General features: G+C 70.2%; 11 protein-coding genes. 8 read left to right on the top strand and 3 right to left on the bottom strand.

The window, feature by feature from the left end; genetic code table 11:
- Positions 1–58: 58 nt before the first annotated feature.
- The 5 genes from ACK4HH_RS00595 to ACK4HH_RS00575 are packed head-to-tail and all read left to right on the top strand — an operon-like array spanning position 59 to position 7,652.
- Positions 59–1,444 carry an amidohydrolase family protein gene (locus ACK4HH_RS00595; protein ID WP_409647213.1) on the top strand — a complete coding sequence of 462 codons (1,386 nt, stop codon included), beginning with the start codon at positions 59–61 and terminating at the stop codon, positions 1,442–1,444.
- A 5-nt stretch (positions 1,445–1,449) separates the two neighbouring features.
- Complete coding sequence (locus ACK4HH_RS00590) at positions 1,450–2,487, top strand: ABC transporter permease (protein WP_409647211.1); 1,038 nt, start codon at positions 1,450–1,452, stop codon at positions 2,485–2,487.
- Positions 2,488–2,514: 27 nt separating this feature from the next.
- On the top strand, positions 2,515–3,696 hold the full coding sequence (locus ACK4HH_RS00585) for a substrate-binding domain-containing protein (RefSeq protein ID WP_409647209.1): 1,182 nt from the start codon (positions 2,515–2,517) through the stop codon (positions 3,694–3,696).
- 21 nt (positions 3,697–3,717) lie between these two features.
- Positions 3,718–6,210 (top strand): ATP-binding cassette domain-containing protein, encoded by a 2,493-nt coding sequence (locus tag ACK4HH_RS00580; protein ID WP_409647207.1) that lies wholly within the window; start codon positions 3,718–3,720, stop codon positions 6,208–6,210.
- 59 nt (positions 6,211–6,269) lie between these two features.
- Complete coding sequence (locus tag ACK4HH_RS00575; RefSeq protein ID WP_409647205.1) at positions 6,270–7,652, top strand: M24 family metallopeptidase; 1,383 nt, start codon at positions 6,270–6,272, stop codon at positions 7,650–7,652.
- Positions 7,653–7,772: 120 nt separating this feature from the next.
- Here the strand turns inward: ACK4HH_RS00575 and ACK4HH_RS00570 are convergent, their stop codons facing one another.
- Positions 7,773–8,714 (bottom strand): NAD(P)-dependent oxidoreductase, encoded by a 942-nt coding sequence (locus ACK4HH_RS00570; RefSeq protein WP_409647203.1) that lies wholly within the window; start codon positions 8,712–8,714, stop codon positions 7,773–7,775.
- A 181-nt stretch (positions 8,715–8,895) separates the two neighbouring features.
- On the opposite strand from ACK4HH_RS00570, the gene ACK4HH_RS00565 reads away from it, so the two are divergent.
- Positions 8,896–9,636, top strand: coding sequence for a cupin domain-containing protein (locus tag ACK4HH_RS00565; protein ID WP_409647200.1), 741 nt, complete (start codon positions 8,896–8,898; stop codon positions 9,634–9,636).
- Here the strand turns inward: ACK4HH_RS00565 and ACK4HH_RS00560 are convergent.
- Both ACK4HH_RS00560 and ACK4HH_RS00555 read right to left on the bottom strand, forming a co-directional pair.
- Positions 9,633–10,307 (bottom strand): GntR family transcriptional regulator, encoded by a 675-nt coding sequence (locus ACK4HH_RS00560; RefSeq protein ID WP_409647198.1) that lies wholly within the window; start codon positions 10,305–10,307, stop codon positions 9,633–9,635. The two genes, ACK4HH_RS00565 and ACK4HH_RS00560, sit on opposite strands and share 4 nt — an antisense overlap.
- Positions 10,308–10,311: 4 nt before the next feature.
- On the bottom strand, positions 10,312–10,836 hold the full coding sequence (locus tag ACK4HH_RS00555) for a VOC family protein (protein WP_409647196.1): 525 nt from the start codon (positions 10,834–10,836) through the stop codon (positions 10,312–10,314).
- 123 nt (positions 10,837–10,959) lie between these two features.
- Here ACK4HH_RS00555 and ACK4HH_RS00550 point away from each other — a divergent pair, with 123 nt between their 5' ends.
- Together ACK4HH_RS00550 and ACK4HH_RS00545 are read left to right on the top strand one after the other, a co-directional pair.
- Complete coding sequence (locus ACK4HH_RS00550) at positions 10,960–13,146, top strand: thiamine pyrophosphate-dependent enzyme (RefSeq protein WP_409647193.1); 2,187 nt, start codon at positions 10,960–10,962, stop codon at positions 13,144–13,146.
- A complete protein-coding gene (locus ACK4HH_RS00545; RefSeq protein WP_409647190.1) occupies positions 13,146–14,426 on the top strand; it encodes a dihydrolipoamide acetyltransferase family protein in 1,281 nt (426 codons plus the stop codon). Before ACK4HH_RS00550 ends, ACK4HH_RS00545 begins: the two co-directional genes overlap by 1 nt.
- The last annotated feature ends 76 nt before the right edge of the window (positions 14,427–14,502 follow it).

Genomic DNA, 14,502 nt, shown 5'->3' with positions numbered 1-14,502 from the left:
CACGACGCAATGCGGCGCCTCAGGCGACGCCTTGCCTGAACCAGGAGTCAAAGACGACATGAGTACTCGTACCCTGCTGCGTGGCGGCACCGTGATCACCTCGGCTCGGGCCGGAGAGGTGCTCACCGACACCGATATCCTCATCGGCGCCGACGGCAACATCGAAGCCATCGGCCGCGGGCTCGACGCCGCCGATGCCACCGTCATCGACGTGTCGGGCCGCATCGTGCACCCCGGCTTCGTCGACACCCACCGGCACACCTGGCAGTCGGTCGTGCGGCACGTCGCCTCGGACTGGTCGCTCACCGAGTACCTCGCGGGCCTGCACACGGGCCTCAGCAAGTTCTTCCGCCCCGAAGACACCTACACCGGCAACTACCTCGGGGCCCTTGAGGCCCTCGACTCGGGCATCACGACCCTCGTCGACTGGTCGCACAACCTCGCGACCCCGGCCCACGCCGACGCCGCTGTGCAGGCGCTCATGGACACGGGGATGCGCGCGGTCTTCGCGCACGGCGGTGGCGCCCAGCAGTGGGGCGCGCTGCCCTCGACCAACGACCACCCCGCCGACGACGCCCGCCGCGTGCGCGACCAGTACTTCAGCTCGGACGACCAGCTGGTCACGATGGCGCTCGCCCTACGCGGGCCGCAGTTCGTCGTTCCCGAGGTCAACACGAACGACTTCCGGCTGGCGAAAGACCTCGACCTGCGCATCACGATGCACGTCGGCGACGGCTACTGGGGCAAGTCGGGCCCGATCCGCAAGCTCAAGGACGAGGGCCTGCTCTCGGACAAGATCACCTACGTTCACTGCTGCACCCTCGGCGATGACGAGCTCGACATGATCGCCGAGTCCGGTGGCACCGCATCCGTCTCGCCCGACGTCGAGATGCAGATGGGCCACGGCTTCCCCGCCACGGGCCGCCTGCTCAAGGCCGGGATCCGGCCGACCTTCTCGATCGATGTCTGCAGCTCGAACGGCGGCGACATGTACGGCACGATGCGCACCGCCATCGGCATGCAGCGCGCCCTCGACAACGCCCCGAGCGTCGACACAGGCGAGGTGCTCGAGCGCATCGGCCTGAGCGTCACCGAGGTCGTGCGCTTCGCGACGATCGACGGGGCTAACGCGGCCGGGCTCGGCCACCGCACGGGTTCGCTCGAGGTGGGCAAGGCGGCCGACATCGTCGTGCTCGACGGCCGCTCGCTCGCCCTCACGCCCATGAACAACCCGATCGGCGCCGTCGTCTACTCGGCGCACCCCGGCCTCGTGCGCGACATCTTCGTGCAGGGCAAGCAGGTCAAGAAAGACGGCGTGCTCGTCGGCGTCGACATCGACGCCCTCCGCAAGCGGGCCGAGGCCTCGCGCGACTACATCGTCGGCGAGATGCCCGAGGCCAAGCTCGACGGCTCGTGGCACCCCGAGCTCGCGAAGAAGGGCTGATCGCCATGACCGCCACTACCGAGCCCGCACCGACGCGGCCGCAGATCGTCGATCGGGCCTCGCTCGGGCGCACGATCTGGTCGTGGCCCGGAACGCGGGCGCTCGTCGCCGTCGCGGTGCTGTTCGCGGTGAGCCCGCTCATCGCGCCCGGCAGCGTTAGCGAAACGGCCGTGATCTCGATGCTGCCGTTCGCGGCGCTCACGGCCATCGTGGCGGTCGGGCAGACGCTCGTGATCCAGCAGGGCGGGCTCGATCTCTCGGTACCCGGCGCGATCACGCTCAGCGCGCTCATCGTGGCGAAGTTCGGCTCGGACGAGAACTGGGGCCTGCCGACCGCGATCGTCGTGGCCATCATCGCGACGTCGCTGTTCGGGCTGCTGAGCGGCGTGGTCATCGCGGTCTTCGGCCTGCCGCCGCTCGTCGTGACAATCGCGAGCAACGCGCTCATGATCGGCGCGGTGCAGGCGATCTCGGGCGGGTTCAACGCGCAGACCACCGACGAGCTCAGCAGCTTCGCGCTCACGCGGGTGTGGGGTGTCCCGGTGCTCGCCTGGTTCGCGCTCGTCATCGTCGTCGCGGTGCACGTGATCCTCAAGGGAACCCGCGTCGGCCGCCGCTTCGAGCTCGTCGGTGAGAACCCGCGCAGCGCGAGCAACATCGGCATCTCGGCCCGCAACTACATCGTCTCGGCCTACTGGCTCTCGACCCTGCTCGCGGCCGCCGGGGGCGTGCTGCTCGCCGGCCTGCTGCGCGCGCCGACGCTTACGGCGGGCAACGACTACCTGCTGCCGTCGATCGCGGCGGTCGTGCTCGGGGGCACGGCGCTCACGGGAGGGCGCGGCAGCGTCGTCGGCACGGCGCTCGGCGCCCTCTTCCTCGCCCAGCTGAGCCAGCTGGTGCAGACCTTCACGCAGGCGACAGCCGTGCAGAACATCGTCCAGGCGCTCATCATCGGCGTCGGGATCGTTGCCCAGCTTCAGCTGGGCGGCAACTCGAGTCGGATCTCTTCGATCCTTCGGCTCAATCGCAAAACCCATCCCTAGCACCAACTACTCAATGAGGAGTGCGTCATGAAGATCATGAGCAACAGGCTCATTCCGATCGCGTCCGTGCTGGCAGTCTCAGCGCTCGTCGTGACCGGCTGCTCGTCCACCAACTCGACGGCGCCCGAAGAGGGCGAGACGCCGAACAACCTCGTCGCCGACATCGCCGCCGGATCGGTCGGCACCGTCGACCAGTTCATCACCATGGCCGACGTCTGCCCCGAGGAGGGCGACCCCATCACGCTCGGTGTCGTCGACGGCATCGGCACCAACAGCTGGTCGAAGACCGTGCTGGCCGAGATCGAGAGCGAAGCCGCACAGTGCCCGCTCATCGAGAGCGTTGAGTTCGTCGCGGGTCTGTTCGACCTCGAGACGACCACGAGCGGCATCACGAGCCTCGCGGCCAAGGGCACCGACATCATCCTGGTGATCCCGGATGCTGGACCGGGCGAGGCGCACCTGCCCGCGATCCGCCAGGCCACGCAGGCCGGGTCGATCGTGATCAACTTCGCCTCCGACCCGCAGGGAGAGGCCGGTGTCGACTACCTCGACTACGCCGACCAGGACCCGAAGTTCGTCGGTATCTCGAAGGCCGAGTGGATCGTCGACCAGCTGGGCGACGAGGGCGGCAACATCGTGTTCCTCGGTGGCCCCGCTGGCGCGCTCGTCTCGACGCAGGAGTTCGCCGGTCTGCAGGAGGTGCTCGCGGACAACCCGCAGGTCACGCTGCTCACCCCCGAGCCCGTCGTCACCAACTGGGACCCTGCCCAGGCCCAGCAGGCCATGGCCGGACTGCTCGCGCAGTACCCGGACATCGACGCGATCATCGCTGACTACGGCGCAGCCGCGGGTGGCGTCATCCGCGCCTACGAGGCCGCTGGGCTCTCGCTGCCGCTGCTGGCGACGACCGACGACAACTCGCTGAGCTGCAACTTCGAGGCGCTCAAGGAGACCAACCCCTCGTACGAGCTGGCGACCGTGTCGTCGCGCACCTGGATCGGCCGTGTCGCCCTGCGCAAGGCCGTGGCGGCGTACTACGGCGGCAGCAACCCCGAGCCGTCGATCTACGAGCTGGCCATCTACGAGGACTCGACCGGAACCGCTCCGGGTTCGGTGCTGCCCGCTGACGCGTGCCTGCCCGACGCTCCGCCGGACGCGACGCCGTCGACCCTCCTCACGCCCGACGAGATCGCGGCTCTGTTCAACTAGCACGAGAAAGAACCGATGATCATGGACTTCGCACTCACTCTCTCCGGTATCACCAAGACCTACCCCGGTGTTCGCGCGCTCGACGATGTCAGCGTCGCTGTCGCCCCGGGCAAGGTTCACGCGATCTTGGGTGAGAACGGCGCGGGCAAGTCCACGCTCGTCGGAATCGCCGCGGGGTCGGTCGTGCCGGATTCCGGCACGATCGGCCTCGCCGGCGAGGAACTGCCCCGGATGCACACCCGGGATGCCCGTGAGCGCGGCCTGGCGATCGTCTACCAGACGCCTGCGCTCGCTCCCGCCCTGTCGGTGCTCGACGCCGTCATGCTGCTCCTTCCCGAATCGCGCCGCCCCGCCCAGCGTGCGGCGAGCGCGTGGCTCTCCTCCCACTTCAGCGAGCTCGGGCTGCGGGTCGACCCCGCCGCGCTCGTGTCGAGCCTCTCGCTGCGCGATGCGCATCTCGTCGAGATCGCCGCCGCACTCGCGAGCAAGCCCTCGGTGCTCGTGCTCGACGAGCCGACCGAGGCCCTCGGGCCCGAGGAGACCCGCTGGCTCTTCGACCGCATCGCCGAGCTGCTCGCCGACGGAACGGCGATCGTCTACATCACGCACCGCATCCCCGAGGTGGTCGAGATCGCCCATGACCTCACGGTGCTGCGCGACGGCCGTGTTGTCGGTCGCGGCGTGGTCTCTGACTACACCGAGGACGAGATCGTCGAACTCATCGTCGGGCGTTCGCTCGAGACCACTTTCCCCGACAAGGCCGCCGTCGACGACGGAGTCGCCCCGGTCTTCTCGGTGGCGAACCTCACCTCTGCCGCGTTCACCGACGTCAGCTTCGAGGCTCGGCCCGGAGAGATCATCGGCCTCGCCGGGGTCGAGGGCAACGGCCAGCGCGAAGTGCTGCGCGCGCTCGGCGGCCACGGGGTGCGGTCGGGCACCGTGTCGCTCGCGGGCGACGAGATCTCGCTCAAGAACCCGCGCGCCGCCAAACGGGCCGGCGTCGTGTACCTGCCCGGAGATCGCATCGGCGAAGCCATGTTCGGCAAGATGACCATCCGCGAGAACGTCGTCGCGCCCTCCCTGCGCGAGGCCATGCCCTTCGGTGTGATCAATCGGGGCCAGGAATACCGACTGACGCGTCAGGCCATCGCCGGCCTCGCGGTCAAGACCCCCACGCTCGAGACCTCGATCGTCTCGCTGTCGGGCGGTAGCCAGCAGAAAGTGCTGCTGGCGCGGGCCCGGCTGGGCGCGCCGCGCGTGCTGCTCGTCGAAGACCCGACCCAGGGCGTCGATGCCGGAGCGCGCGTCGAGATCTACGCCTTCTTGCGCGAGATGGCCGCCCAGGGAACGGTGGTCGTCGTGCTCTCGACCGACGCCGTCGAGCTCGAGGGCCTGTGCGATCGCGTCGCCGTGTTCTCGCGCGGCCGCGTGCAGACGGTTCTCGACGGCAGCAAGGTCACCGAGCGCGCCATCACGGGCGCCGCAGTGCTCTCGACCGACACCTCCGAGTCGACCACGATCACCGCGGCGACCGCGCCGCGTCGGCGTTCGCCGCTCGGGCCCGGGGGAACCCAGGCGACCGTGCTGCTCGCCCTGGCGCTCACGCTGAGCCTCGCGACGACGCTCGTGTCGTCAGCCTTCCTGAGCCCGCTCAACCTCAGCCAGCTGCTCGCGGCGTCGTCGGTGATCATCCTCGTCGGGCTCGCGCAGCTGCTCGTCGTGATGACGGGCGGTATCGACCTGAGCATCGGCTCGGTCGTGGCGCTCTCGACCGTCGTCGTTTCGTTCTTCGGGCAGGGCGGCCCCGGGCTTTTCGCTCTCGGCATCGTGCTCGCGCTCGTCGCGGGGCTCGTCGTCGGCGTCGTCAACGGTCTGCTCGTGACGAGGCTCGGCCTGCCACCGGTCATCGCCACCCTCGTGACCTCGATCGCCGTCGTGGGCGTGGCCCAGGTGCTACGTCCCGCCCCCGGCGGCTCGGCGACGGGCGACATCATGTCGGCGATCGGCACGGTCATCGCGGGGGTGCCCGTCGTGCTCATGGTCGCCGTCGTGCTCGCGGTCGGGCTCTGGTACGTCATCGAGCGCACGACCCTCGGCCGCGGGTTGCGGGCCGCGGGCTCCGACCCGGTCAAGGCCAACCGCATGGGCGTCAACGTCGACCGGATGCGCTTCTACGCGGCCGTCGCCGCGGGGGTGCTCGCCGCCATCGCGGGGCTCATCCTCTACACGCGAACCGGCATCGGCGACGCGAACACCGGCCAAGCGCTAACGCTCACCTCGGTGACCGCCATCGTCATCGCGGGTGCGAGCATCTTCGGCGGCTCGGGCTCGGCGATCGCCGTCGCCGCTGCTGGACTGCTGCTGCAGACCATCACGAGCGCGCTGAGCTTCCTCTCGCTCGGGCTCTCGTGGCAATACTGGCTGCAGGGCGTCTTCGTCATCCTGGCCGCCCTGATCCCGATCATCGTCGCCTGGCGCCGACGCCGCGCCGACGCTCGATCCGCGGCCGGGTAGCCACGGCGGCATCGAGCGGTTGCACACCATCACGGGATTCATCGAGGAGAGTTGAGACCATGAAGAACACGGGAACCACGGGCACCAACGGCGTCGACTGGGAAGCACGCATCGATTTCGATCGGTTGCGCGACGAGCGGCTCGCGAAGCTCAAGGCGCAGCTCGACCGCTCCGACGTGGGTGCGCTGCTGGCGTTCGACTTCTCGAACATCCGCTACATGACCGCGACCCACATCGGCACGTGGGCGATGGACAAGCTCATCCGCTTCAGCCTGCTGACGCGCAACACCGACCCGATCTCGTGGGATTTCGGCTCGGCTGCCAAGCACCACAAGCTCTACAACCCGTGGCTCGACGTGACGACCTCCGAGATGGACGCCGACCCGCACTCGCCGCACGAGGGCGCCAAGCGCCCGCGCCTCGAGAGCGGGGCGCGCGCCGGCATCTCGACCCTGCGCGGCGCCTTCCCGCCCGACGCGGGCATCGCCGAAGAGGTCGCCCGCAAGATCAAGCGCGAGCTCGAGAAGTTCGGGGTCGCCGACCAGCCGCTCGGTGTCGACGTGATCGAGCTGCCCATCCTGTTCGCACTGCAGCAGCAGGGCATCCAGGTCGTCGACGGCCAGCAGATCTTCCTCGAGGCGCGCCGCATCAAGACCCACGACGAGATCCGGCTGCTGACGCAGGCGGCGTCGATGGTGGATGCGGCCTACGAGAACCTGTACGAATTCTTGCGGCCCGGCGTGCGCGAGAACGAGGCCGTGGGCCTCGTCGCCAAGACCCTGTACGACCTCGGCTCCGAGTACGTCGAGGGCGTCAACGCCATCTCGGGCGAGCGCTGCTCGCCCCACCCGCACGTGTTCAGCGACCGCCTCATCCGCCCGGGCGACCCCGCGTTCTTCGACATCCTGCACAGCTACAACGGCTACCGCACCTGCTACTACCGCACCTTCGCGGTCGGCTCGGCGAGCCAGGCGCAGAAGGATGCGTACACGCGAGCCCGCGAGTACATGGACCGCGCGATCGCGCTCGTCAAGCCCGGCGCCACGACGGCCGACATCGTCGCCGTGTGGCCCAAGGCCGAGGAGTTCGGGTTCCCCGACGAAGAGGCCGCGTTCGCCCTGCAGTACGGCCACGGCGTCGGGCTCTCGATCTGGGAGAAGCCGATCTTCTCGCGCCTGACCTCGTTCGACCACCCCGAGGTGCTCGAGGAGGGCATGGTCTTCGCGCTCGAGACCTACTGGCCGGCGGCCGACGGCTGGGGTGCGGCGCGCATCGAAGAAGAGGTCGTCGTGACCGCCACCGGCTGCGAGGTCATCACCAAGTTCCCGGCCGAAGAGCTGCTCGTCGCGGGCAAGCGCTACTACTCGGTCGGCGGCGAGCTCAGCACGCTGCGCGACTCGCAGTCGCACCTCAACACGGTCGACGGCCGCGGCGGCAAGTAGCCGCTCGAGTCCCGCCCGGCGTCATCGGCCCCGAGCCAGTGGCGCCGGGTCGTGGTGATCCCGGTGGCGCCGTTCGGGTCGGCGCCGCCGGGCTCTCTTGTGCGATCGGGATGCCTGGCCTCAGCCGCGCCGACGACGCGTGATCTCGGCCACGGCCGACCAGTCGAGCTGCGCCAGCTCGGGGTCGGCGAGCGCGGCCTCGAAGAGCTCGTGCAGCACCGGAGCCACGGGGAGCGCGACGCCGAGCTCGGCCGCCGCATCCTCGACGAGGGTGAGGTCTTTGAGCCCGAGCGACATCGCGAAACCGACCGGCTGATAGCGCTTCTCGGCGATGATCGGTCCGTACCCCTTGTGGGCCGAGCCGCTGAACGCCGTGTGCGTGAGGATCTCGACGAAGGTGCTCGGGTCGATGCCGCCTGCTTCGACGAGGGTGACCGACTCGGCGATCGACTGCAGGGCGTTGAGGATCGAGTAGTTGACGGCGATTTTGACGACGGCGGCGAGGCGCGGGTCGTCGCCGAGGCTCCACAGGCGCGAGCCGAGGGCCTGCATCGACGGGGTCGCGGCGGCGACCGCGGCCGGGGCGCCCGAGGCGACGACGAGCAGCGCACCGGTGTGGGCGACGGTCGAGCGCCCGAGCACGGGCGCGCTCACGTAGGCGACGCCGTGCCGGGCGTGCCGCTCGGCGAGCTCGGCCGCCGCCGCGGGGCTGATGGTCGCGTGGTTGACGTGCACGCGACCCGCGGGCACGGCCGCGAGCAGGTCGTCGCTGAAGACATCGAGCACGACGCGGTCGTCGCTCAGCATCGAGTGCACGACCGCGCGTTCGGCGAAGGCCGCCTCGACCGAGTCGGCGCGCGCCACGGCGCTGTGCTCGGCGGCGAGCTGCTCGGCCGGCTGAGAGCTGCGGTTCCAGACGAGCACGTCGTAGCCCTGATCGACGAGCCGGGCCGTCATGCCGCGCCCCATGGCTCCGAGCCCGAGAAAGGCCACGGCGGCGGGGCTGCTCGTGTCGTTGTGCTGCACGATCGTCTCCACTTCGTTCGTCGGCGCGGTGTCCACCCTCGCCTTTGTACAGTATCGCTTCACACTGGCGCGCGACAGGGCGCTGACCGTGCGGCGGGCTGGCGACGAGCCCGCGCGCCGCCCGGGTAGACCGTTCCGTCGGCTATGCTCGATCAACAGTCTTGTTCACCGTGGCTGTCGATCAATGCTGATCCCGTGCACGACGAAAGGGCGACCCATGCATTTCGATCTCGGCGCCGAACTGCGGCGCGTTCGGGAATCGAAGAAGCTGAGCCTGCGCGCGGTCGCCTCGGCGGTGGGCGTCTCGGCTAGCCTGCTCTCGCAGGTCGAGACGGGCAAGACCCAGCCCTCGGTCAGCACCCTCTACGCGCTCGTCAACCACCTCGGCATCTCGCTCGACGGCCTCATGGGCACGAGCCGGGTCACGGCCGCGCCGCTCGGCCTGAGCGCGGTCAGCTCGGCCGACAGCGCGCCCGGGCCCGACGGCGACCGGCGCAGCGATTCGATCGTGCAGCGCCGGGAGGACAACCCCGTCATCGAGATGGAGAACGGCGTCACGTGGGAGCGCCTCGCCGTCGGCGACAGCGCCATCGCCGACCCGCTCATCGTCACCTACGCTCCGTCGGCCTCGTCGTCGGTCGAGGGCAAGATGATGCGGCACGCCGCGCTCGAGTACGGCGTCGTGCTCGAGGGGCGGCTGACCCTGCGCGTCGACTTCGAGACCTACGAGCTCGACCCCGGCGACTCGTTCTGCTTCGACGCCTCGCGGCCGCACCTCTACATCAATGCGGGTGATGTTCCCGCGCGCGGCATCTGGTTCGTCATCGGCCGCCGCGAGATGGCCTATCAAACGCTCGCCGACCTGGGCCACGACGACACGGGCGAGGTGCGGGCGCCGGCCTCGGCGGTCGAGGTGCTGCAGGCGCTCAAGGCGCTGCGCCCCGAGCAGCGCGGCTAGCTCGACGCGTCGCTCGCCGCGAACACCTCGGGGTGGCTCGCGAGCTGGCGCCGGGTGCGCCGGATGTGGCCGGCGAGCAGCGACTCGGCCGCGTCGATGTCGTGGTCGCGCAGGGCCCCGACGATGAGCCGGTGCTCGTCGTGCACGGTGCGGCGCGCGCGAGCATCCATGAGGCCCGTGTACACGCGCCGGTAGGCCTGCGTGCGGTTCCAGAGGCGGTGCACGAGCTCGGTGAGCACCACGGTCGTGGTGCCCGCGTAGGTGAGCAGGTGAAAGGCGCGGTCGAGCTCGAGGAAGGTCTCGGGGTCGTCGGAGTCGGCCATCTGCGCGGCGAGCTCGTCGAGCCGCTGCAGCGTCGGCTCATCGAGGCTCGGGCCGCTCATGCGCAGCAGCAGCGGCTCGACGCGCTCGCGCACGCGGTAGATCTCTTGGCACTCGCCGAGGCTGAGCGACGACACCCAGGCTCCCGTGTTGGCGACGAGGGTGACGAGCCCTTCGGCCTCGAGCATGCGCAGGGCCTCGCGCACCGGCACGCGGCTGGCCCCGGCGTCGAGGGCGAGCTCTTCTTGCCGGATGCGGGCGCCCGGCGGGTACTCGCCGCGGATGATCGCCTCGCGGATGCGGTCGGCGACGTGGGCGGCGGCGGCGCCGTGTTCGCGGGGCGGGGTCACCGCTCTACTCTGCCGGACGCGCGGGGTGCCACAGCACCACGTCGCTGTCGCGCTCGTAGGCCTTGCCGGAGGGGAAGCTCACGAGCTCGAACTGCATGCCCCAGGGGCTGAGGAAGTAGACCCAGCGCTGACCCTCGCTGGCATTGCGGCTCGCGGTCGGTTCGCCGAGCACGCGGATGCCGTGCTCGCGCAAGTGGGCGACACCCGCATCGAGGTCGTCGACGTAGAAGGCGAGGTGGTGGCCGCCGATGTCGCTGTTGCGCGGCTGGGCGAGCTGGGTGTCGGCCGGCTCCCACTGGAACACCTCGAAGTTCGGGCCGTGCCCGCAGCGGTAGAAGCGCAGCTCGCGCATGACCGATCGCGGGTGCACGTTGAGGTGCTCGCGCATCCAGTCGTCGTCGCGCGCGAAGGGGCCGAGCGTGTAGACGTACTCGCACCCGATGACGTCGACGAAGAAGCGGTGCGCCTCGTCGAGGTCGGGCACCGTGAACCCGATGTGCTCGGTGCCGCGCAGTCCGGGCAGTGCCATCGGGGCCTCCAGGCGGGGTGGGAGCGAACAGTGGATGCAATATATCCCCAAACAGCCGCGTTGCGCGCGATTTTCTCCATCAAGTCGTTGCGATTGGATGCAATGTTGTCTATTCTCGCTCCCATGGCGAAACAACGACGTTTGCAGACCGAGGTTCCGTGGGTCGAGATCACGACCACGCCCGCCGACTGGAAGGCGGCCGACCCGGCCCTGCTCGCCACGATGCTCGGGCAGCTGCACCTGATCCGCGCCTTCGAAGAGCGCGTGCTCGACCTCGCCGCCGAGGGCCTCGTGCACGGCCCCGCCCACTCGTCGATCGGGCAGGAGGGCGGCGCGGTCGGCTCGATCGTGGCCCTGCGCTCGACCGACGCCGTCAACGGCTCGCACCGCGGCCACCACCAGTTCCTCGCCAAGGCGCTCACGCACGTGGCGCAGGGCGGCCTCGCCCTCGACGCGCTCGTGACCGCCGAGATCCAGACCGTGCTGCAGCGCACGCTCGCCGAGATCCTCGGCCTCGCGCAGGGCTACTGCCGCGGCCGCGGCGGATCGATGCACCTGCAGTGGTTCGAGGCCGGTGCGCTCGGCACCAACGCGATCGTCGGCGGCGGCGCCCCCATGGCCACGGGCAACGCCTGGGCCCAGAAGCATGCCGGCACGACCGACCTCACGATCAACTACTTCGGCGACGGCGCCGCGCAGATCGGCTCGGTGCTCGAGTCGATGAACCTCGCCGCCGCGTGGAAGCTGCCCGTCGCCTTCTTCATCGAGAACAACCTCTACGCCGTCTCGACCCACATCGACGAGGCCGTGGCCGACACGCGCCTCTCGGTGCGCGGCCAGGGCTTCGGCATCCCCTCGTGGCGCGTCGACGGCATGGACCCGCTCGCCGTGCACCTGGCGATGCAGGAGGCCATCGAGCACATGCGGTCGGGCAACGGCCCGGTCGTCATCGAGGCCGAGGTCTACCGCTTCTTCCACCAGAACGGGCCGTACCCGGGCAGCGCCTTCGGCTACCGCACCAAAGAAGAAGAGCAGGAGTGGAAGATGCGCGACCCGCTCGACCGGGTCGCCGCCGAGATGATCAAGCTCGGCCTCATTGACGACGCCGGCATCGAGAGCGTGCGCGCCCAGGCCGTCGCCGCGATGGATGCGGCCACCGCCGAACTGCTCGAGGCCGACCCCGAGAAGCAGGGTCGCCGGCGCATCCGCCCCGAGCTCTGGCCCGACACCGCGTTCGTCAACGTGGGCGTGCGCGGGGACGCGAGCGAGCTGGACGCCCTGCGCGTGCTCGATCCGAGCCGATCCGACGCCGCGCGCGAGGAGACCAAGTTCGTCGACGCCGTCGCCGCGGTGATGGAGCGCCGGATGGGCGAGGACGAGCGCATCGTGATCATGGGGGAGGACATCCACCGCCTGAAGGGTGGTACGAACGGCGCGACCAAGGGCCTCGCCGCCGCCTACCCCGACCGCGTGCTCGGCACGCCGATCAGCGAGAACGCCTTCATGGGCCTCGGCGGCGGTCTGGCCCTCGACGGGCGGTTCCGTCCTGTCGTCGAGTTCATGTACCCCGACTTCATGTGGGTCGCCGCCGACCAGGTGTTCAACCAGGTGGGCAAGGCGCGCCACATGTTCGGCGGCGACAACCCCGTGCCGCTCGTGCTGCGCACGAAGGTCGCCATGGGATCGGGCTACGGCTCGCAGCACCTCATGGACCCGGCCGGCATCTTCGCCACGAGCCCCGGCTGGCGCATCGTCGCCCCCTCGTCGGCGGCCGACTACGTCGGGCTCATGAACGCCGCACTCGCGCTGCAGGATCCGGTGCTCGTGATCGAGCATGTCGACCTGTACGCCGAGAAAGACGAGATCATCGCGGGCGACCTCGACTACATCATCCCGCCGGGCACCGCCGCGGTGCGCCGCGAGGGTTCGGCCGTCACCGTCATCAGCTACCTCTCGATGGTGCGGCACTGCGCCGAAGCCATCGAGCAGACGGGGGTGGATGCGGAGCTCATCGACCTGCGCTGGCTCGACCGCGCCTCGCTCGACTGGGCGACCATCGAGGCCAGCGTGAAGAAGACCAACGCGGTGCTCATCGTCGAGCAGGGAGCCCAGGGCACGAGCTACGGCGGATGGCTCGCCGACGAGATCCAGCGCCGCTTCTTCGACTGGCTCGATCAGCCAGTGCAGCGCGTGACGGGGCAGGAGTCGTCGCCCTCGATCTCGCGCGTGCTCGAGCGGGCGGCCATCGCCCGCACGGACGAGGTCGTCACCGCGCTGCAGGCGATCGTGGCGAACGGGGCGGGTGCCTGATGGCCACGACCATTCGCATGCCCGAGGTGCTCGCCAATGTCACCGAGGCGGCCGTGCAGAAGTGGCTCGTCGCTCCTGGCGACGAGGTCGCGGTGGGCCAGCCCTTCGCCGAGATCGAGACCGAGAAGGCTGTCGTCGAGTACATGGCCGAGACGGCCGGTACCGTGCTGCAGCTGCTCATCGGGGAGGGCGACGCCGTCGACGTCGGCGCTCCCATCGCAATCGTGGGGGAGGCGGGGGAGGTGGCCCCTGCCTCTCCCGCGGCAGCACCGCCTGCCGCGTCCGACGGGGACTCTGTGGTGGTGGCCCCGTCGGCCGCGGCGGCGCCGACTGCCGCCGTGCCCGTTGCAGCAGCGGCGCCGACCGCCGCCCCGGCACCCGCGACCACCGTCGACTCCGGCGCTCGCCGGTTCGTCAGCCCCCTCGTGCGCCGCCTGGCCCGCGAGAAGGGCCTGAGCCTCGATGGCGTCGTGGGATCGGGACCGGGCGGCCGCATCGTGCGGCGCGACATCGAGGCCCTGCTCGCGTCCGGACCGGCCGCCGCCTCGGCGGCCGCTCCCGCGGCTGCGGCCGCCGCTCCCGCGCCGGTTGCCGCGGGCCTCGAGCCCGAGCTCATCCCGACCTCGCGCATGCGCAAGACCATCGCGCGCCGTCTCACCGAGAGCAAGAGCACGGTTCCGCATTTCTACCTCACAGCCGACTGCCGGGTCGACCGCCTGCTCGAGCTGCGGCGCGAGATCAACGCGATCGACGGCGTCAAGATCTCGGTCAACGACCTCGTCGTCAAGGCGGTGGCGGCGGCGTTCGTCGACGTGCCCGAGGCCAACACGACGTGGAGCGACGAGGGCATGCTGCGCCACCGCACGGCCGACATCGCCATCGCCGTCTCGCTCGACGACGGTCTCGTCACCCCCGTCGTGCGCGGCGTCGAGTCGCTCAGCGTCACGGCGCTCTCGGCGGCGATCGGCGACCTCGCGACGCGCGCGCGCAACGGCGGCCTCAAGCAGCACGAGATCGAGGGCGGCAGCTTCGCCGTGTCGAACCTCGGCATGTTCGGCACGCAAGCCTTCAGCGCCATCATCAACCCGCCCCAGGCGGGAATCCTCGCGGTCGGCGCCGCGCGGCCGGCCCCCGTCGTCGTCGACGGGGTCCTCGAGGTGGGCACGGTCATGACCGTGACGCTCTCGGCCGACCACCGGGTGCTGGATGGCGCGCTCGCCGCGCGCTGGCTCGCCGCCTTCGTCGCCCGCATCGAGAACCCGGTGTCGATCCTCGCCTGAGCAGAATCTGCGCTGCAGCAATTTTCGGCGGTTCTTTCACGGCCCCGGGGCCGACCATCGGGGTCGGCGGGCGACG

The sequence above is a fragment of the Microcella sp. genome (genome assembly GCF_046296455.1).
Lineage (GTDB): Bacteria > Actinomycetota > Actinomycetes > Actinomycetales > Microbacteriaceae > Microcella.
The sequence above is the reverse complement of the archived record's forward strand: the minus strand, read 5'-3'. Positions and strand labels throughout refer to the sequence as shown.

Coding starts and splice junctions, on each gene's coding strand:
- ACK4HH_RS00565 (WP_409647200.1), top strand. CDS start 8,896: ATGCATTTCGATCTCGGCGCCGAACTGCGGCGCGTTCGGGAATCGAAG.
- ACK4HH_RS00590 (WP_409647211.1), top strand. CDS start 1,450: ATGACCGCCACTACCGAGCCCGCACCGACGCGGCCGCAGATCGTCGAT.
- ACK4HH_RS00580 (WP_409647207.1), top strand. CDS start 3,718: ATGGACTTCGCACTCACTCTCTCCGGTATCACCAAGACCTACCCCGGT.
- ACK4HH_RS00550 (WP_409647193.1), top strand. CDS start 10,960: ATGGCGAAACAACGACGTTTGCAGACCGAGGTTCCGTGGGTCGAGATC.
- ACK4HH_RS00585 (WP_409647209.1), top strand. CDS start 2,515: ATGAAGATCATGAGCAACAGGCTCATTCCGATCGCGTCCGTGCTGGCA.
- ACK4HH_RS00575 (WP_409647205.1), top strand. CDS start 6,270: ATGAAGAACACGGGAACCACGGGCACCAACGGCGTCGACTGGGAAGCA.
- ACK4HH_RS00555 (WP_409647196.1), bottom strand. CDS start 10,836: ATGGCACTGCCCGGACTGCGCGGCACCGAGCACATCGGGTTCACGGTG.
- ACK4HH_RS00595 (WP_409647213.1), top strand. CDS start 59: ATGAGTACTCGTACCCTGCTGCGTGGCGGCACCGTGATCACCTCGGCT.
- ACK4HH_RS00545 (WP_409647190.1), top strand. CDS start 13,146: ATGGCCACGACCATTCGCATGCCCGAGGTGCTCGCCAATGTCACCGAG.